The following is a 20,468-nucleotide window of genomic DNA, read 5'->3' on the forward strand; positions in this document are numbered from 1 at the left end:
ACATTTTTTATAGTTTTATGATATTATTAAAAATAAGACAGAATATATTCAAGTTATTAAAACTTAAGTATGAAATTATAGGAAAAAATTTTCCTTATTAAGAAGGGGGCATTCAAATGCTAAATATTAAATATGAATTGACCAAAGACCTAAAGCAAAAACCAGATTTCAATAATCTTGGATTTGGAACAAAATTTACTGATCATATGTTTATCATGGATTATACTGAAGGAAAAGGATGGCATGACCCAAGAATCGTACCATATCAACCAATCTCCCTAGATCCTTCAGCTATGGTTTTTCATTATGGACAAGAAATGTTTGAAGGAATGAAAGCATACAAAACTGAAGATGACAGAGTACTTTTATTCAGACCTGAAAAAAACATTCACAGAACTAATGTAACTAATGAAAGACTATGTATTCCACAGATAGATGAAGACGATATGTTTCAAGCTATCTACGATCTAATAAAAGTAGAAAAAGACTGGATTCCAACTCCAAAAGGAACATCTCTGTATATTAGACCTTTTATCATAGCTACAGATCCTTTCTTAGGTGTAAGAGCATCTAATTCTTATATGTTCATGGTTATATTATGTCCAGTTGGTGCTTATTACAAAGAAGGTATTAATCCTGTAAAAATATGGGTTGAGACTGAGTATGTTCGTGCAGTAAAAGGTGGTATTGGTTTCGCTAAGACAGGCGGAAACTATGCAGCTAGTATCAAAGCTCAAATGAAAGCTAAAGAAAGAGGATATTCTCAAGTATTATGGCTTGATGGAGTAGAAAGAAAATATGTTGAAGAAGTAGGAACAATGAACGTATTTTTCAAAATTGATGGAGAAGTTATTACACCATCTCTTGAAGGTAGTATATTAGCAGGAGTTACAAGAGATTCTGTTATTGAATTATTAAAATCTTGGAATATACCTGTTTGCGAGAGAAAACTTTCTATAGAAGAAATCTATGATGCAGCAGAAAAAGGAATACTTGAAGAAGCTTTTGGAACTGGAACAGCTGCTGTTATTTCACCAATAGGAGAACTTAACTACGATGGTAAGGTAATCGGTATAAATGATGGAAAAATAGGTGAAATATCTCAAAAGATTTATGATACAATCACTGGTATACAAACCGGTCATGTGGAAGATACTTTCGGATGGGCAAAGGAAATAAAATAGTTGAAAATGAATCATTAATATAAATTAAAAAAGAGGGTTAACCCCTCTTTTTTAATGTTGTATTTTATTATTATTATTGAACAATTATTTTAAGATTAATAATTGTCCAATAATAATTGATGGTAATAATAATTACAAAAAAACTGATTATATCTTTTGAATTATAATATTTAAGTATAGTTGTTATTTAATATACATTATGATATTATTATTTGTGTTGTTTTAATTATAAAAAAGAAGTATAAAAAACTTTTCGCTTAAATTAATGTTTGTTTATTTGTTAATGTATTTATATAAATATATCATGAATAAAAATATGGGGGCTAATAAAGTGTTGAGGTTTTTGCATATAAAGTCTTTAAAGAGCAATATCATGCTTTGTTTTTCAGTAATTTTCATTCTTGTTCTATGTATTATAGGTGTAATAGGTTATAGTTTTTTCTCAAAGGTTTTAACAAATGAAATATTAAGTAATACAGAAAAGATAATAGATCAAACTAGTAGTAATATAGATCTTTATTTTGGTCAAATAAAAAATTTAACTCAAATAACTGCTAGTAATTATAATATAATTAACGCACTAAAAGAAGATGAAAATGGCCAAGATTCAAATCTTTTATTTTATAATAGAAGAATATCCGATGTATTGCAGCAAACTAAGAAATTCAATCTAAGAATTAAAGATTTAATTATTATTAGGCGAGACGGAACTTGTTATAACTATTCCAATTCTTGTGTTAAGGAAGATTATAATTTTTTTGAACAGGATTGGTTTCCAAAATTTGATGATAAATTTGCTAAGGTTTGTTTTACGGGTATACATCAACAAGATTATTATGTACTTGATACAAATTGTGAAGGAAGTGTTGCTTCAACAGTTATTCCCATTATGGATTATATGGATATAAGCAGACAATTTTTTGCCATGCTTCTATGTAATCTTAATATCAATGATGTTAAAGAACTTACCAAAGGAGCAGAGCTAGGAAAAACTGGATTTTTTTTGATTATTGATAAAAATAATGAATTAGTATATAATCCCACCTATTATGTTTTTGATGAAGATTTCAAGGAAAATATATTGACTAATTTAAATAGCGATAGTGGGCAGTTTATTTCTAAACATAATAAAAATCATGTTCTTATTGTACATAAAACATCGAAGATAACTGGATGGAAAATCATATCTATAATTCCCATGAAAGAGATTCTGAACCCTTTAAATAATATAAAAAGTTTTACATTCATTTTAATTATTATCTGCGTAATTATTGTTATTATAGTATCTATACTGATTTCAAGAAGGATTACTAAGCCTATCTCTCTTTTAATTGATAAGATGGTAGATATAGGACGTGGTGATTTTGATATAAAGCTCTATGATGATAGTACCATTGAAATGGAAATGTTAAGCAGTAATATAGATATAATGATTGAGAGGATTAATAGATTAAATAGGGATATATATTCATATAAGATGAAAAGTAAGGAAGCTGAGATAAAAGCATTACAAAGTCAAATCAATCCACATTTTTTATACAATACTCTACAATCAGTCAAGGCTCTAGCATTATTTAAGAAAACCAATGATATAAGTAAAATAGTCACATTAATTGGTAATATGCTTAGATATGCTATCTATAATTCAGATGAATTAGTAAACATAAGTAGTGAAATAAAACACCTCAGTGATTACATTAAAATACAAAATTATAGATATTCAAATAAATTTGAATATGAAGTTCTTGCTGAAATCAAATTAGATCAATATAAAACTTTGAAACTTATTTTACAACCTATTGTAGAAAACAGTATAATTCATGGGTTACAAGAAAATATTAAAGGATTAATAACTATTAATATATTTCTACATGATAATAATGTACACCTTAGAATTGATGATAATGGAAAAGGAATGTCATCAGAAGAATTACAAAGAATAAGATCATATATTAACGATACAAGCCAAAAAGATAAAAGTAACAGTATTGGTTTGAAAAATGTTAACGAGAGAATTAAATTGAAGTATGGTGAACTATATGGTGTAGAGATTGATTCAAAATTAGATATTGGTACAAGAGTTACTATAATTATTCCGCAAATAAATTCTTGAGAGGATGAATGAATTTGAAAGTTGTGATTGTTGATGATGAGATTCTTACTTTGCAATTACTAGAAAATATTATTGATTGGGAAAGTTTAGATATTAGTATAGTAGGGGTGGCACAAAATGGTTATGATGCACAACAAATTATTAAGAGAACTTCTCCTCACATACTTATTACTGATATAAAAATGCCCAAAATGGATGGGATAGATTTAATAAAATGGGTCAAAGATTTTGATAGTAAAATAAAAGTAATAATATTGAGTGCTTATGGAGAATTTGAGTATGCACAAGAAGCATTGGCTCAAGGTGTAGTTGAGTATTTATTGAAACCTATTGATGAAGAAAAATTATATAAATTGGTAAAAAGATTAAAAGTTGAAATACAAAAGAATATATACATACAGAAAGAACTTACAAACATGAAAAAGATTGAATGCAGGCAGATTTTCAAACAATTACTATATCCATGTGATATTGCTAGAATTAATAATATTTCAGAAATTGAATCAAGAATTGGTCAAAGAGAATATAGATTATTGAATATAAATGTAGATAATCTATCTTATAATGATTACATAAAATTTAGTGAACTTAAGGATGAAGAAATAAATGATATAACAGATTTTATAGAACTTAGCTTGAAAAATTCTAATGAGAATATTGATGTAATAGTTTCGGAAGGATATTTTGGAGAGTGGGTTGCTCTTATAAGATATTATGATGAGGATTATAAAGATATAAATTTTAATAGGTATAAAAAGTTAACTGAATTGTTGATATATGATTTTTCTTCGAAGATTGGAATAAATTGCTTTGCTGGTATTAGTATGAAGCACGTAGGAGTTAGCGAGATTTATACTGCCTATTATGAGACTCTTGATTTAATAAAATACCGTTTTTATCTAGGAGATAATATTATTTTAAGTAATGACTGTAATCATATGCAGTTTAATTTAAAAGAGTTAAAATTTATTGATCAACAAAAGATGCTTTTACAACATATAAATGCACATAATGAATTGGAAGCTATAAATCTATTAACCCAAATTTTTCGAGAGATTAATGATAGTGCGACAATAGAACCAGATAAAATATATGATTTTTGTTATGAATTAATAGTTTTGATTAGACATAAGTTCTGTCAAGGAAAAGTTAATGGAAAAGTATTAGATATAGTTGATGATATAACTATAGAAAAATTAAGAAATTATAAAACTCTAGAGAATCTAAAAGATTATATGATTAATCTTTGTAAGGATATAATAAATCATTTCATAAGTATTGAAGAAAAAGAAAGCAGTAAACTGATACAGAAAGCAAAAGAATACATAAATTTAAAATATAATACTGCAATAACTTTAGATGAAATATGTGAATATGTTTCTGTGAGTAAAAGTTATTTTTGTTATATGTTCAAAAGAGAGATGGGAGAAAGTATCTGGAATTATCTTACCAGCTATAGAATAGAGAAAGCAAAAAATCTGCTTCAAAATACGGATATGAAAAATTATGAAATATCTTATTATATAGGGTATGAAAATGCAAGTTATTTTACAAAAACATTTAGAAAGCTTACAGGAATGACACCTCATGAATTCAGAAATAAGAATATTGTACAATAAAAGAATATACAGTTGTAAATAGTAACATAGTTTCTTTCTTTTTGAATATCTAGTAAGTATAATAAAACATAGAGGATCCTTTAAATAAATAAAAAATACAAGGAGGGTAATTATGAAGAAAAGTCTTTCCGTTATTTTGGCTATAACTATCTGCTTGTCAATTGTATTAGCGGGATGTCAAAATAAACAAGGAGAAAAGGGTACCAAACCTACAGATGGTACTACAGAAGAAGTAGTTACTTTAAAACTTATGGGGTGGGATAATGAAAGTCAGCAAAAAGTTTATTTAGAGCCTTTTAGAAAAGATAATCCGAATATTAAGATAGAATATCAATTCGTAGATAATAAACAATTTGACAATGTATTAAATGCTCAATTGGCCGCTAATGAGGGTCCGGATATAATTATTGCTGGAGCTCAAGTCAAAAATCTTGCAGCAGCTGGTTACTTAACAGACCTTACTAATGAACCAATAGCCAATAAGTATATGGAAACAGGATTATCTGCCTTTAGTTTTGACGGAAAATACTATGGTATTCCAAAACTATCTTGGTTTGAAGGGGTGTTTTATAATAAAAAAATATTTGCAGAAAATGATATAGAAATACCGAAAACATATGATGAATGGTTGCAAATTCATGAAACTTTAAAAGAAGTTGGAATAAAACCACAAACTATGGGGGCAAAATCATGGGAACCTATGATGAAACAATCTATGGGATTATTATTAAATGAATTTTATGCAACTGATGCAGGTAAGAATTTTGATGAAGATTTTGACAGTGGAAAGAAAACAGTAGAAGGTAATTGGAACGATGCTTTAGATAAATGGGGTATAATGGTTGAAAGAGGTTATATAACTAAGGAAATGTTAGGATTAGATTATGATCAGGCATTAGAAGAATTTGCACTTGAAAAAGCTGCAATGTGGGATTCAGGTCCATGGTCAGATGTAGCGCTAAAAGAGAAGAATCCTGACTTGGATTATGGTATGTTTCCATTTCCAGGTTCTAAAGAAGGAACAGGATGGTTAGTTGGTGGACCTGGTGGAGCTTTTTGTATCAATAAGAATACAAAGCATAAAGAGGCAGCAATTAAGTTTTTGGAATATATCTCAACACCAGAGATTCAAATTGCTTGGGCTAAAGAACAATCTGGAAGTAGTTTTTTAAAGGGTGTTGAAGTTGAATTAGGACCTGTATATGAAGACTGTGCGAAAGCATTTAAGGCTGGTAACGTTTACTGTCCATGGAACAATTGGTTTGGTGCACAATCAATTATTATGGAGATGGGTAAGGCAGAACAAGATTTTATAGCTGGGCAAAAAAATATTGAACAAGTTGTCAAAGCTATTGATAAAAAAGCAGAGGAAATTAAAAGTAATAGAGAGTAAATATATTGAACTTAAATAAATAAGCTTCAAATATTAAGTTCCATATATATAGTTGACTGTAGCAATTGAATAATTACTACAGTCAATTAATTATAAGATGAAAAGGTGATAATAACAGTGAAAAAACTATATAAGAATAATTTGGTACTAAAAAAAGAAATAAAATACGAACTGTTTCTTCTTCCTGCTTTGATTGGGTTTACTTTATTTTTCATCTATCCAGTATTGTGCAGCTTTTACTATAGTACAACTAATTGGAGCCTTTATAATAACGATAGCTTTAAATTTATAGGTCTTCAGAATTTTAATAAGATTCTTGATGATGTAGAGGTATATAGTGGTATATTTAATTCCTTTAAATGGGCATTATTAGTAACATTTTTTCATAATACACTAGCTATCCCACTTGCTGTAGCTCTTGATTCTAAAATAAAAGGAAAGAATTTTTTTAGATCAGTTTTTTTTGTTCCAGCGGTACTAAGTAGTTTGATAGTAGGCTATCTATGGAATTTTATTATGGCTCCAACTGATTATGGCCTTTTGAATAAGGTTATAACATTTTTTGGCGGTCATAATGTAAATTGGTTAGGTGAACCAAAGATTGCTTTGTATTCGGTTTTATTTACACAGATATGGCAATGGACAGGGTGGACAATGATCATATACTTAGCTAATTTGCAGAGTATACCTAGTGATTATTATGAAGCAGCTGAGATTGATGGTGCAAATGGATGGAAGAAATTCAAGGTTATTACATTACCTATGCTAGCTCCATCAATGACAGTGAATCTCCTGCTTAGTATGATAGGGGGATTAAAGGTATTTGATATTATTTTTTCAATGACTCAAGGTGGACCTGGACATGCAACAGAAACGATTATAACAATATTAATAAAACGTGGATTTTCTGAAGGACTTTACGGATATGCTTCAGCGATAGGAGTAGTATTATTCCTTATTATTGCAGTTGTTTCATTGATACTATTAAAATTCTTGATAAGGAGGGAGGAAAAAATAATATGATAAATGGTTCATTAAAGAAGAAAAAGGTACATTTAATTATATTAGAAGTTATATTATTGATTTTAGCAATACTTATGTTAGTACCAATATATTATCTCGTGGTTACAACATTTAAGACTCCTGAACAGGCAACCGCCTATCCAATGGCATTACCTTCTGCTCTTAATTTTGATTCTTATGTAAAGGCATGGAATTTGATGCAATATCCAAGAGTATTTAGGAATAATTTAATTATTACAGGTACGGCTGTATTTGGTGTAGTTATGCTTTCATCAATGGCAGCATATCCCATAGCAAGGAGAAAACACAAATTAAATAAAGTTTTGTTTTTCATTTTTTTAACAGGAATTATGGTTCCATATCAAATGGCTATTATTCCAATATATAAATTAATGATATCATTAAAATTAATGAATAAATTGACGGGAGTAATTCTAATAGACATATTCATAAATGTTCCATTTGCAGTATTTTTGTTTCGGGGATTTATAAGTACTATACCCTATGAACTGGAAGAAGCAGCTGCTATAGATGGATGTGGTATATTTAAGATATTTTGGAAAGTAACGTTTCCTTTACTTAAACCTGTAATTGCCACAGTTGTTATATTAAATTCATTGAATATTTGGAATGATTTTTTGACGCCTTTACTATTTTTGCAATCGAGAAAAAAAGATGTTATATTACAGGAAGTTTATAGAAATATAGGACAGTTTTCCATTGATTGGACCAATTTCTTCCCAATGATGGTATTAGGAGTTGCTCCTCTCGTTGTATTTTATGTATTTATGCAAAAATATATAATAAAAGGAATTTCAAGTGGAGCTATTAAAGGTTAATCAAATATATATAACCTAATTTGATTAGAATAAAATGAATACAAGCTCTAAAGATATTTAGGGCTTGCTATTTTAATAAAAAATAGATGAAGTATAAGAAATATCCAAGTACCTTTAAAGTATACTATGTTTAATATAATTTATATGACCAATTAATTAGGAGTGATGTTTTGAAAGCAATTCAAGAATCAATCAATGAATCATTAAATAGCTTAATAAAGGAATTAAAGCCTAAATTGAATACAAAGTCTAAAATCTTACATATGTTCGAGAATTGTTATAGAAATACTATAGAAACAACTACAAAATTTCTAGAAGACCAAACCACTTTTATTTTTACTGGGGACATTCCAGCTCTGTGGTTAAGAGACTCATCTGCTCAAGTAAGACACTACTTACCCCTTGCTTCATCTGATCCTTCAATACAAAAGATGATTGAAGGATTAATAAGAAGGCAGCTGATGTACATTAGAATTGACCCATATGCCAATGCCTTCAATGAAGAACCTAATAATCAATGCTGGGATATTGATAAAACAGAATTAAATCCTTGGGTTTGGGAGCGTAAATACGAAATTGATTCTCTCTGTTACCCATTACAGTTAGCTTATCTTTATTGGAAGACTACAGGAAAAACATCTATTTTTGATAAGGATTTCAAAAATACCATTTTTTCTATTTTAGAGTTGTGGACTATTGAGCAGAGACATCTTGATAGGTCACCTTATCGTTTTCAAAGATTTAACTGTCCCAAGACAGATACTTTGAGAAATGAAGGCAGGGGAATGCCTGTAAACTATACTGGAATGACTTGGTCTGGATTTAGGCCAAGTGATGATGCATGTACTTTTGGCTATCTCATACCTTCCAATATGTTTGCAGTAGTTGTTCTTGAATATATTGAAGAATTAGCTAAAACTATATATGGAGATGACTATTTAGCTTCTAAGGCATCAAAGTTAAGAAATGAGATTGAAGATGGAATTAATACCTATGGTATATATAATCACCCTAAATATGGAAAAATATATGCTTACGAAACAGATGGATTTGGAAATTATAATCTTATGGATGACGCTAATGTACCTAGCCTTCTTTCTATACCATATCTTGGATACAGAAAAGCTGATGATTCCATATACCAGAATACAAGAAGATTTATATTAAGTACTCAAAATCCCTGGTTTTATGAAGGCAAAGTAGCAAAAGGTATAGGTAGTCCACATACACCTAAGAATTATATATGGCATATAGGATTAATTATGCAGGGGCTTACATCAAATGACAAACAAGAGATTAATGATATTTTAAATACCTTGGAACAAACAGATGGGGATACAGGATTAATGCATGAGGGATTTAACTGCAATAATCCATATGAATTTACAAGACCCTGGTTTGCATGGGCAAATAGTCTTTTTTGTGAATTTATATTAAAAAAAATATAGTGATAATCACTATTAATGAGAATGTGGAAAACCCAATAAATGCTGGAGTACAGTATTTATTGGGTTTTATTAAGTGGGTTTTATATAATTGGTTTATTTTCCATATACCTCAAACTCATATATTCTAGCAGCTAACCAATTTGTTGAAGTTTGAGGATTGGTAATATATAGTCTTACATATCGAGCATTAAATGAAGGCACTGCCCTATCAGTCATGTTCGATGTATTTTCTCCAACAGAATCTGCGTCTATCCAGTTAATTCCATCTTGACTTTGTTGAAGTTTAAAGTCTCTGGTATTATAAACACTGTCTTCTCCACCGCTTCCTGCGTGTTTTACAACCCAGCGGTTAATGTCGTAGGATTCTCCCAAATCCACCATCAGCCATTGTTCTCCTATATCGGTATTAGAACACCATTTACTGTTGTTAGAAGTTGTTCCATCTACTGCATTCTCAGGAGTTTCATTTGCAACATAAGAGTTTGCTGTTACTAGCTTATTAAGTGCAAGATTAAATGATATATCGCCCAATGTAGTTGCAGTAACTTCAGAACTAAAGCTGCTTGTTTCGTTGTTATTCTTAGCTCTTACTTGATAAGTGTGTGTAGAGTTTTTTTCTAGTTCAGAGTGTGTATATGGACTGGCTACATTCTCAACTAAAACTCCATCTACCATAAGATCATAGCTAGTAGCTCCAAATGTTTCATTCCATGAAACATTTATTTGAGTATCACTTGATGGTTTTGCTGTTACTTCTGTAGGAACAGAAAGTTCTTTATTTATGTTCCATCCTTCTAGAATTAATTTAGGTTGTTCACCATTTAGATATTTTGTATCAAAAGTTATATCAACCACTTTTGTTTCCCCAGGTAATAATGAAAAATAGTTATCTTCATAATAAATAGGAAGGACTCTTTCTTCTGATTGGTCTCTTACTACTTTAAGTCTTGCCATTAACGCAACTTTATTGGTATGATTATTGATCGTTGCAGTTAATCTACATGTTGAACCATTGATGGATTGTGTTACTGTTGGTTGAATATTAACTGGTTCCATATTATTAAGATCGCTATATTGAAGCCATTTGTTTCCTCTCCAATAGAAATTGTCAGATATAACATTATCATTAGCATCAGTAAGTTTTAATTTAATAAAATGTACATTGGATAAATCATTTGGGAAAGTGAGAGTAAAGCAGTCACTTATTCCTGTTTCTCCAACATCAATAAATTCTGATTGATAGGACTTTTCAGTTCCATTCATATTATATATCCAAGCTTCAGCTTTTAAATCAGTATAGTTAGTTGTTGTATTATTAGTTACTTTAATTACATTTGTATTGCAATCCCATAAAATATGTGTAGGTTCACATGCTTTTTTTATAGCAAAGAAGGATGCTGTTGGTGCGTAGTAGTAATCAAAGGTCTGCCAGATTAATGAAGGCCAAGCTGGCATACTCATCCATCCTAATAAACCTGGACCTCCTTTACTTGCCCATACTTCAAAGCTGTTTTTGTGTGTTTCCATATTAAGAAGCTGACCTTTTCTGCAAAAATCTTCTATTCCTTGTACTGTACCGTATCTGTCACTTGTAGTTGTTCCATATTCAAGTGGATTATGGTCAAAATAATCATGTATACCCCATATATCATTCATTGGCCAGAGATATTTGTCAGGCATGAATTTTCTATAGCTTTCAATATTTATAGTACTGTGCATACCAAGTTCTGTATGGAATGTTGTTCCTTTAGTTGCAAACATCCTTTTAGGGTCTTGTACATTATAAGGTCCTTCTCCTGTTACAACACCTTTGGAAGAAGCTGGAGAGTAATACCTTGTTCCATCAAATTGTCTAATAGCATTTCGTAGACCTGTATCAATTGCAGATGGTGGATAACCTTCATTTCTGCCGCAATAAATGACAAGTGATGGATGATTCCTTATTTTCTTAATTTTATCTTTTGCATTATTTAGAAACATATCAGTATCATTAGGGTTTGGACCGTCATATGGATTGGCAAGCCAAAAATCATCCCAAATCATAATTCCATATTTATCACATGCTTTATAAAATCCTTCAAAATCTGTTTGACCTACCCAGTTACGTATCATATTCATATTCATTTCTTTATGAAGTCGTACCTTAGTATCAAGGGATTCATCAGTTTCTCTTAACATGGCTTCGCTTAGTCCCCAATTTCCCCCTCTTACAAAAATCCTGACGCCATTACATGAAAGTTTCAAGATGTTGCTGCTATCATCATAAGTATATTCTCTTATTCCAAATGTAATTTCTTTAGTATCTGTTACAATCTGGTCCGCCTCAAATTCAAGCTTAAGGTTATATAGGTTTTGTGGACCATATGTATTAGGCCACCAAAGCTTAGGATTATTAATTGTTAACTGAGAAAAAATGTTTTTGTCAAGGTCTATCTGCTTTTTCTCATATGCATTCAATGTTACATCATAACTAAATGTAATATCCCCTATTGTTCCTTTTAACACTCCACTTACATTATTGCTTGAATTGTTCTGTAATTCAGTACTTATTGCAATATCGGCAGTTGAAGTAGAAGGTAAAGGCAGGTCTGTTTTCACAAATGGATCTATAATAGAGACATCACCGGATCGACTTAAAAATACATTGTTATAAATACCTATATTTCTACCTCTTATAGTAGGTATCCAGTCCCAACCAAGTGAGCAGAGAACAGTTGGTGAATCAGCTGTTAATTTTCCACCATTAAAACAATTTTGATTATATTTTTTAACTTTTACAGGATTTGGATTATCTACTTTATGAATTAATATTGCTAAATAGTTAGTACTGCCAATATTCACCATATCTGTCACATCGAATTTAGCTCTTGTATAGGCTCCGTTAATACTTCCCACTTGACTCCCATTAACGAAAACATCTGCTTTCCAGTTAATGCCGTCAAAATTTAACCAAACTTTCTTACCTTCATATGTTGATGGTACTTCAAAAGAATTTCTATACCAGAAATCATTATATGTAAAAAAAGATTCTGATATTTGAAGCTGTTGATTAGAATAATATGGATCTGGTATTGCTCCAACATTTAGGTAACTAGTTAAAACAGTGCCTGGTACTGTTGCAATAATCCATGAGTTGTCATCAAAGCTTGACGTTGATATATTAGTGCCATTTTGTTCAACAAAGGAAGCATTTTGAACTTTCCAATTTCCTCCTGTAAGATATAATGTTCCATCTGCATTTGGTTGTGGAGCAGGTTGTGGAGTTGGATATGTGTTTCTTACACCATAGATTTGAAATTCTGTTATAGAATAACCTTCATTAGATACACCCTTAGTTGCATACATCCTTATGTATCTTGCACTTGTTGAGGGAAAACTAATTTGGTCTATGTTTCCATCTCCAGTTGTAGTTGAATACAAATCAGTCCAGCTACTATTTGAACTAATGTCATTTGTTGCTTGAATCTTATAAGATTCCGCGTATAACTTAGTCCAATTAAGCTTTACGCTGTTTACTTCACATACTTCTCCTAAATCAACATAAATCCACTGTAGATTGCTATTTTTGCTTAACCATTTTGTTGATTCAAAGCCATCAGTTGCTAGATGAGCTGTGTCATTAAAATTTGCGGTACTTGATGCGTAAGCAGCTCTGTTTATGGCTATATTAGTATTTGTTGATGCATAAACTTTAATCTCTTTTTGATTTGCTGTTAACACAGTACATACTATTAATGCAAATAAAATGATAGATGATAGTATGTTTTTGCAATTTCTCATAAAAACACTCTCCTTAAAATTATTTTTGTAAAGTAGGCTACTTTTAAGGTGATTATATATAATATACGATTATAAATAAAGAGACTATATTACTTTTTATAACCGAACATTATTGATTTTTAAAATAGGATAATTATGTTATATTATGGTTATTTGTTAATTCTTGTAAAACGGATAATATTAATAATAAATATTATTAATTAAATACATATTACCAAATTTTATAATGAATATTTTTTGAAAGTTTTCTTTATTAACTAAATTCATGGAATAAGTTTGCTAGAAATCTTGTTTGTTATATTTATTAATGTTATTATTAATTAAAGTAGTATCAATATAGGGAATATTTTTCGATTTACCACATTAATGTATTTGAGTGGTGGACTGATACAACATATTTGCTAATTGGTAAAATTGCACAAAAATAACATTGAAAAATTGTTGCGTATTTACGACTTAATTCTCATTTTTTATTGGAAAATTAGTTTTGATATGTTATTATATAAGTATAAATGGTATAAATAACAAACTATTTATTGAAAACCTATAGTTCTGCTTAATATCTAAATGTGTTTCTGACAAGGACATAATGAAATAAACTATAGCAAAGGAGCGTAATATGGTAAAGGGATTAAATATTTCTATTTTTACAGGGAATTTTGGCAGTGGTAAGACTGAAATGGCAATCAATTCAGCTTTGAAATCTGCTGAACAAGGAAAGAAAACGGTACTTGTAGATGTTGATGTGGTTAATCCTTTTTTTCGTTCTGCAGAAGTTAAACCTTTATTGGAAGAGAAAAATATTAAGGTGATAACTCCTAATTTTGCAACAACGAATCTGGATATACCTTCTTTACCGGCATCTATTTATAGTGTTTTTAGTATGGAAAATACTAATGTTTTCTTTGATGTAGGAGGCGACGAAGACGGGGCAACCAGCCTTGGTCAATTCAAAAGTTATTTTGATTCTTGTGATTATAAAATGTATTTTGTAATTAACACAAGAAGACCTTTTACTAATAATGAAGAAGATATTATAGGGCTTATGAAACAAGTAGAATTAAGATCAAGATTAAAGATCACGGATTTAGTAAACAATACTAATCTGTCCTACGAAACAACAGAAGATATTATATTACAAGGTCAGAAAATTATTGACAACGTATCGAATATGACAGGCATACCCATAACTTATATAAATGCAAAGAAAGATATATCTATAGAATTACCAGAAAAACATAAAGGCAAATTGTTTTATATGGATTTATTTATGCAACCCAAATTTTAGGATAGAGTGATTATTCTTAATCAGCTTCCTAAAGTATTTTGCTAGATTATGAAGTATTAATAATTATAGGAGCATTTAAATATAACTTTATCCAAACTTACAAAAGATGAACTAATATTTAAGTGTTTCCTTAGGTGAAAGGAGATTACATATGGCAAAGGTAACTTTTAATGAGGAGTTATGTAAGGGATGTGGGTTATGTACCACAGTCTGTCCTAAAAAGATAGTGGTTTTATCAAAAGATAAGATTAATTCAAAAGGATATCATCCTGCCACTGTTACAGACATGGATCAATGTATTGGTTGTGCATTTTGTGCTACCATTTGTCCTGATGTCGTCATTAAAGTAGAGAAATAATTAGAGTATAGAATGGAGGAGTAATAATGGAAAAGGTTTTAATGAAGGGTAATGAAGCCATAGCAGAAGCTGCAATACAAGCCGGATGCAAATATTTTTTTGGTTATCCTATTACACCACAAAATGAAATTCCAGCATATATGGCTAAAAAATTACCTAAAATCGGAGGTGTTTTTTTACAAGCAGAATCCGAGGTTTCAGCCATTAACATGGTATACGGAGCAGCAGGAGCAGGAGCAAGAGTTATGACATCATCATCAAGTCCTGGAATAAGTCTAAAACAAGAGGGCATTTCATATATAGCAGGAGCAGGATTACCATGTGTGATAGTTAACATAGTAAGAGGGGGTCCAGGTCTTGGAGGAATCCAACCAGCTCAGTCAGATTACTTTCAAGCTGTTAAAGGTGGAGGACATGGAGATTATAATCTAATTGTTTATGCGCCATCAACTTTACAAGAGATGGTTAGTCTTACAATGGAAGCTTTTGATATAGCTGATATGTACAGGAATCCAGTAATGATTCTTGGAGACGGAATGCTTGGACAAATGATGGAACCAGTTGAATTCGTTAAACCACCTGCTAGAGAATTACCTGCTAAAGATTGGGCTACAACAGGCTGCGATGGAACTAGAAAACCTAATATTATTAATTCATTATATATAGACCCAGCTGAACTTGAAAAAGAAGTAGATAAGACATATAAAAAATATAAACTCATAGAGGAAAAAGAAGTAAGATATGAAAAGTATAATTGTGATGATGCAGAAATAATCGTAACTGCATATGGAACAACTGCAAGAATAGTAAAAAGTGTAATCGAAATGGCAAAAGAAGAAGGAATCAATGTAGGATTAATAAGACCTATAACATTATGGCCATTCCCTTATGAACCTGTTAGAGAATACGCTGACAAAGACCATGTCAAAGCATTCATGAGTGTTGAAATGAGCAAAGGTCAAATGATAGAAGATATTAGACTTGGAGTGAACGGAAAAAAAGACGTATATTTTTATGGCAGAACAGGTGGTATGGTACCAACTCCTGATGATATTATGGCAGAGATTAGAAAAATAGTGAAGGAGGTATAATAATGAAAGTAGTATTTGATAAACCAAAGGCCCTAACTGAAACTCCTTTTCATTATTGCCCTGGTTGTACTCATGGAATAATACATCGTTTAGTTGCTGAAGCAATAGATGACCTTAATATACAAGATAAAGCTATAGGTGTAGCGCCTGTAGGATGTTCTGTTTTTGCATATAAATATTTTGGCTGTGATATGCACGAAGCAGCTCATGGTCGTGCTCCTGCCGTTGCAACAGGTATTAAAAGGGTTTTACCAGATAACATAGTTTTTACATATCAAGGTGACGGAGATTTAGCATCTATCGGAGCAGCCGAAATTGTTCATGCAGCAGCAAGAAATGAAAATATTACTGTTATTTTTGTCAATAATGCAATCTATGGAATGACAGGTGGACAAATGGCACCAACAACATTAGTTGGTCAAGTAACAACTACATCTCCTTATGGAAGAGATCCAAAACTTGCAGGATTACCTATAAAAGTATCAGAAATGCTGGCTACTTTGGATGGAGCATATTACATAGAAAGAGTATCAGTTCATGACGTAAAACATATAAAACAAGCTAAAAAAGCTATTAAGAAAGCTTTCGAGAATCAAGTTAATAACAAAGGATTTTCATTAATTGAGGTGTTATCAACTTGCCCTACTAACTGGGGAATGTCACCTTCTGAAGCACTTGAATGGGTTAAAGATAGCATGGTTCCAGTATATCCTTTGGGTGTTAAAAAGGAGGGGGAGTAACAATGACTGAGCAACTAATTATTGCTGGATTTGGTGGTCAAGGTGTTATGTCTATTGGTCAAATACTAACATATGCAGGAATGACTGAAAAAAAAGAAGTGTCATGGTTACCATCCTATGGACCAGAAATGCGTGGCGGAACAGCCAACTGTAATGTAATTGTATCAGACAAACCAGTTGCATCACCTATAGTAACGAAAGCTACAGCAGGATTGATGTTAAACAAACCATCATTGATTAAATTTGAAAAAAGTGTGAAGGAAGGCGGTAATCTATTAATTAATAGCTCGCTGATAGATATAAAAGCAACTAGAGATGATATAAATGTATATTATATCAAAGCTAATGAGATTGCAGTTGAACTTGGTAACACAAGAATAGCTAATATGGTAATGCTTGGTGCTTACTTGGAACTAACTAAAGTTGTTAGTATAGATTCAGTTATTGAAGCACTCAAGAAAGTATTAGGAAAATCAAAAGAACAACTTATTCCAATTAATATAAAAGCCATGGAACGTGGAGCTGAATGTGTTAAGTAATGAATAAAAGGAGCTTGAAAAGGCTCCTTTTTTCAATACAATAGTTAAAAGCAAATTGACATTATTATAGTACATATATATAATTTATATATAGCCATATGGAGAAAAATACTTCATAAGAAAGCTAATTCAAAAAAGAGAGGAGTAATAATTATGTATGAAGGAAAAAAAATCAGGTTAAGAGAATATAGGAAATCGGATGTGGAAGCAGCACAAAACTATATTAATGATAAAGAACTGAAAAAGAACCTTAATCCAGGAATACCCTTTCCCTATACGTTGCAAGATGAAGAAAAGTGGTTTGAAAGTAATACTGCATTGAAAGATACATATAATTTTGCTATTGAAACTCTTGAAGATAATATATATATAGGTGGTTGTGGAATAAATCAAGTTGATTGGAAAAATAGTAACGTGGAAATAGGCATATTCATTGGAAACAAAGAATATTGGAATAAAGGATATGGAACTGATGCAATGAATGTACTTGTAAGATTTATCTTCAACGAGATGAATATTAATAAAATAAAATTAAATGTATATTCATTCAACAAAAGAGCAATGAGATGTTATGAAAAATGTGGATTCATAACAGAAGGAGTGCTACGTAAAGAACTTTATAGAGAAGGAAATTATCATGATATCATAGTAATGGGATTACTGAAAGAAGAATTTGTAAAATAAATATGAAAAAAATCAACGGGAATGCTGAACATGATTATTATGTAGCTGACAGCTGATAGAAATACATGACCCAATTGAAAAATTATTCTTGTCGATTATTACCTTCTTGACAAAATATAATATTGTGATACAATATTCTACAATCTATATCATAGATGAATGATTCAAAAATCAAATGAAAACTCAAACTAGTTATATTAACTGGCTTGAGTATATTTTATAATAAAAATTAATTGTTTCGTATAAATTCTCTAATATGGTGAGAAAGTCTCTACCCTGTAACCGTAAAATACAGGACTACGATTTTATAGTATAATTAGTTAGTACCAATTTATTATTTATAAATAGGTGCTTTATAGATTAAAGGAATCAGTTACTCATAAACCAACTGATGTTTTTTGGTCTTACTAAAATTTATGCAATGCATATCTACTATGAATTAAGAGACTTTCCAATAGAAAGTCTTTTTTATATGTTCAAGGAATCTTCCATACTTTCTATTTTAAAATACATACCAGACTACTTAATATGAAACTTCCCAAAAACCAAATAAAAATTATATATAATCGTCATAAGGAGTCTTGTGTAATGCTTGTAGATAGAATAAAAGCAGCAACAAAAGAAGTAAAAGCGGATTTAGTAATTAATAATGTCAATATCGTAGATGTATTTAATCTAGATACATATATATCAGATGTAGCAATTAAAGATGGATATTTTGTTGGAATAGGTGATTACAAAGGAAAAGGTGAAATAGAAATCGATGGGACGGGTAAAACCATTATTCCAGGCTTTGTAGATGGACACTTACATATAGAATCCTCTATGGTTACACCAATTCAATACTCTAATGCAATATTACCTTTTGGAGTAACGACTATTATTGCTGATCCTCATGAAATAGCTAATGTAAGTGGAGTTGATGGAATAAAGTATATGATGGATATGGCTAAACACGTACCATTAGATGTCAATATAATGCTTCCTTCATGTGTCCCAGCCACTAGTCTTGAGCGAGGTGGTGCAATTCTAACGGCTAAAGACATAAAACCGCTATATGAAGAAGAAAGTGTTCTAGGGCTTGCAGAAGTTATGGATTTTCCAGCAGTAGTATCTTGTAATGAGGACATGATAGAAAAATTGCAAGACGCAAAAAACAAAAATCGTATTATCGACGGTCACTGTGCAGGATTTGATATCAATAAATTGAATGCTTATGCAACAGCAGGAATTAAAACTGACCATGAATCCACAACAGCTGAAGATTTAATAGAAAGAAACAGAAGAGGAATCCACACTTTGGTTAGATATGGTTCAGTATGTAAAGATCTACCTAATATTATACCAAGTGTCAATGAGAGAAACCATAGGCTCTTATGTTTTGCAACAGATGATAAACATCTTGATGAGCTGGTGACTATTGGTGGAGTCAATCATAATGTAAAACTAGCTGTCAAGTCAGGTCTTAATCCAATCATAGCTATATCAATGGCAACTTATAATACTTGCCAATGTTATAAACTCCATGAAAAAGGAGCAATAGCTCCAGGGTATATTGCGGATTTTTCAATAATGGATAATATTCAGGATATTAACATTATTGATGTATATAAAAATGGAAAATTAGTAGTAAAAGATAAAAAGCTGATAGATGAAGTTTCAACAGATATATGTGAAAAACCAAAAAAACTAATAGCTTCTATAAATATACCTGAAATAAAAAAAGAAGATTTGATTATTGATATGAAAGGTCATCAGAAAGCTAATGTCATAGAAGTAATCAACAATGGAGTAGTAACTAAGAAATCTATTGAAAAGGTCACAACCAATACTCAAGGACACTTTCAACCAGATATAGAAAAAGATCAGCAAAAAATTCTAGTAATTGAAAGACATAGAAAAACTGGTAACATAGGTAAAGGTATTCTAAAAGGTCTAAAGCTGGAATCAGGAGCAATAGCAACTACTATTTCTCATGACTCTCATAATTTAATTGTTGTTGGAACTAATGACAAGGATATATTGAAAGCGATTGAAGCTATAGAAGAGATGCAGGGTGGAATTGTTGTTGTAAATGGTAATGAAGTATTGGCTAAGTTAAATCTTGAAATATGTGGATTAATCACTACTAGGGACTCTGAAACAGTAATAAAAGATTTAGGAAAGCTTAATAAGATGATAAAGACAATTGCACCAAAAGTTGATATTAATCCATTATTGACACTGTCCTTCATGTCACTTGTAGTAATACCTGAAATCAAAGTTTGCGAAAAAGGTTTATTCGATTTTTCAACTTTTGATTTTATTGATATTTACGTGGAAGAATAATTTTTTATAACATAAAAACTATAACTAAATAAAAAGGAGTA

Annotated in this window: 15 protein-coding genes and 1 riboswitch; of the genes, 14 read left to right on the forward strand and 1 reads right to left on the reverse strand. The window is 30.6% G+C overall.

Annotated elements, in window-relative coordinates:
• Positions 1 to 116 precede the first annotated feature (116 nt).
• The 7 genes from AACQ14_RS10535 to AACQ14_RS10565 all read left to right on the forward strand — a co-directional run bounded on the left by AACQ14_RS10535 (position 117) and on the right by AACQ14_RS10565 (position 9,619).
• Entirely contained in the window at positions 117 to 1,184 is a 1,068-nt protein-coding gene (locus tag AACQ14_RS10535) for a branched-chain amino acid aminotransferase (protein WP_339363544.1), read from the forward strand.
• A 331-nt stretch (positions 1,185 to 1,515) separates the two neighbouring features.
• Positions 1,516 to 3,297: a cache domain-containing sensor histidine kinase gene (locus AACQ14_RS10540; RefSeq protein WP_339363546.1), complete on the forward strand. Its 1,782-nt coding sequence runs from the start codon at positions 1,516 to 1,518 to the stop codon at positions 3,295 to 3,297.
• 23 nt (positions 3,298 to 3,320) lie between these two features.
• A complete protein-coding gene (locus AACQ14_RS10545) occupies positions 3,321 to 4,916 on the forward strand; it encodes a response regulator transcription factor (RefSeq protein WP_339363625.1) in 1,596 nt (531 codons plus the stop codon).
• A 112-nt stretch (positions 4,917 to 5,028) separates the two neighbouring features.
• Positions 5,029 to 6,309: an ABC transporter substrate-binding protein gene (locus tag AACQ14_RS10550; protein ID WP_339363547.1), complete on the forward strand. Its 1,281-nt coding sequence runs from the start codon at positions 5,029 to 5,031 to the stop codon at positions 6,307 to 6,309.
• A 117-nt stretch (positions 6,310 to 6,426) separates the two neighbouring features.
• Positions 6,427 to 7,332 (forward strand): carbohydrate ABC transporter permease, encoded by a 906-nt coding sequence (locus tag AACQ14_RS10555; RefSeq protein ID WP_339363548.1) that lies wholly within the window; start codon positions 6,427 to 6,429, stop codon positions 7,330 to 7,332.
• Complete coding sequence (locus AACQ14_RS10560; RefSeq protein ID WP_339363549.1) at positions 7,329 to 8,171, forward strand: carbohydrate ABC transporter permease; 843 nt, start codon at positions 7,329 to 7,331, stop codon at positions 8,169 to 8,171. The genes AACQ14_RS10555 and AACQ14_RS10560 overlap by 4 nt, the downstream gene beginning before the upstream one ends.
• Before the next feature lie 170 nt (positions 8,172 to 8,341).
• Complete coding sequence (locus tag AACQ14_RS10565) at positions 8,342 to 9,619, forward strand: glycoside hydrolase family 125 protein (protein WP_339363550.1); 1,278 nt, start codon at positions 8,342 to 8,344, stop codon at positions 9,617 to 9,619.
• Between the two features lie 93 nt (positions 9,620 to 9,712).
• Here AACQ14_RS10565 and AACQ14_RS10570 read toward each other — a convergent pair whose 3' ends face one another.
• Positions 9,713 to 13,399, reverse strand: coding sequence for a galactose-binding domain-containing protein (locus AACQ14_RS10570; protein ID WP_339363552.1), 3,687 nt, complete (start codon positions 13,397 to 13,399; stop codon positions 9,713 to 9,715).
• A 619-nt stretch (positions 13,400 to 14,018) separates the two neighbouring features.
• Between AACQ14_RS10570 and AACQ14_RS10575 the strand changes: the two genes are divergently transcribed.
• The 7 genes from AACQ14_RS10575 to ade all read left to right on the forward strand — a co-directional run bounded on the left by AACQ14_RS10575 (position 14,019) and on the right by ade (position 20,427).
• Complete coding sequence (locus AACQ14_RS10575; RefSeq protein WP_339363553.1) at positions 14,019 to 14,687, forward strand: P-loop NTPase family protein; 669 nt, start codon at positions 14,019 to 14,021, stop codon at positions 14,685 to 14,687.
• A gap of 151 nt (positions 14,688 to 14,838) precedes the next feature.
• Complete coding sequence (locus AACQ14_RS10580) at positions 14,839 to 15,045, forward strand: 4Fe-4S dicluster domain-containing protein (protein WP_212690608.1); 207 nt, start codon at positions 14,839 to 14,841, stop codon at positions 15,043 to 15,045.
• Positions 15,046 to 15,071: 26 nt separating this feature from the next.
• The gene (locus AACQ14_RS10585) at positions 15,072 to 16,136 is read left to right on the forward strand and encodes a 3-methyl-2-oxobutanoate dehydrogenase subunit VorB (protein ID WP_339363555.1); all 1,065 of its coding nucleotides are present in this window, start codon (positions 15,072 to 15,074) and stop codon (positions 16,134 to 16,136) included.
• Positions 16,137 to 16,138: 2 nt separating this feature from the next.
• Positions 16,139 to 16,876 (forward strand): thiamine pyrophosphate-dependent enzyme, encoded by a 738-nt coding sequence (locus tag AACQ14_RS10590; protein WP_193774598.1) that lies wholly within the window; start codon positions 16,139 to 16,141, stop codon positions 16,874 to 16,876.
• A 2-nt stretch (positions 16,877 to 16,878) separates the two neighbouring features.
• On the forward strand, positions 16,879 to 17,415 hold the full coding sequence (locus tag AACQ14_RS10595) for a 2-oxoacid:acceptor oxidoreductase family protein (RefSeq protein WP_339363556.1): 537 nt from the start codon (positions 16,879 to 16,881) through the stop codon (positions 17,413 to 17,415).
• Positions 17,416 to 17,568: 153 nt separating this feature from the next.
• Complete coding sequence (locus AACQ14_RS10600; RefSeq protein ID WP_339363557.1) at positions 17,569 to 18,099, forward strand: GNAT family N-acetyltransferase; 531 nt, start codon at positions 17,569 to 17,571, stop codon at positions 18,097 to 18,099.
• A 218-nt stretch (positions 18,100 to 18,317) separates the two neighbouring features.
• Positions 18,318 to 18,419: riboswitch (purine riboswitch) on the forward strand.
• A 268-nt stretch (positions 18,420 to 18,687) separates the two neighbouring features.
• Entirely contained in the window at positions 18,688 to 20,427 is a 1,740-nt protein-coding gene (gene ade, locus AACQ14_RS10605; protein WP_339363558.1) for an adenine deaminase, read from the forward strand.
• The last annotated feature ends 41 nt before the right edge of the window (positions 20,428 to 20,468 follow it).

The sequence above is a fragment of the Vallitalea maricola genome (genome assembly GCF_036985595.1).
In the GTDB taxonomy this organism is placed as follows: domain Bacteria; phylum Bacillota; class Clostridia; order Lachnospirales; family Vallitaleaceae; genus Vallitalea; species Vallitalea maricola.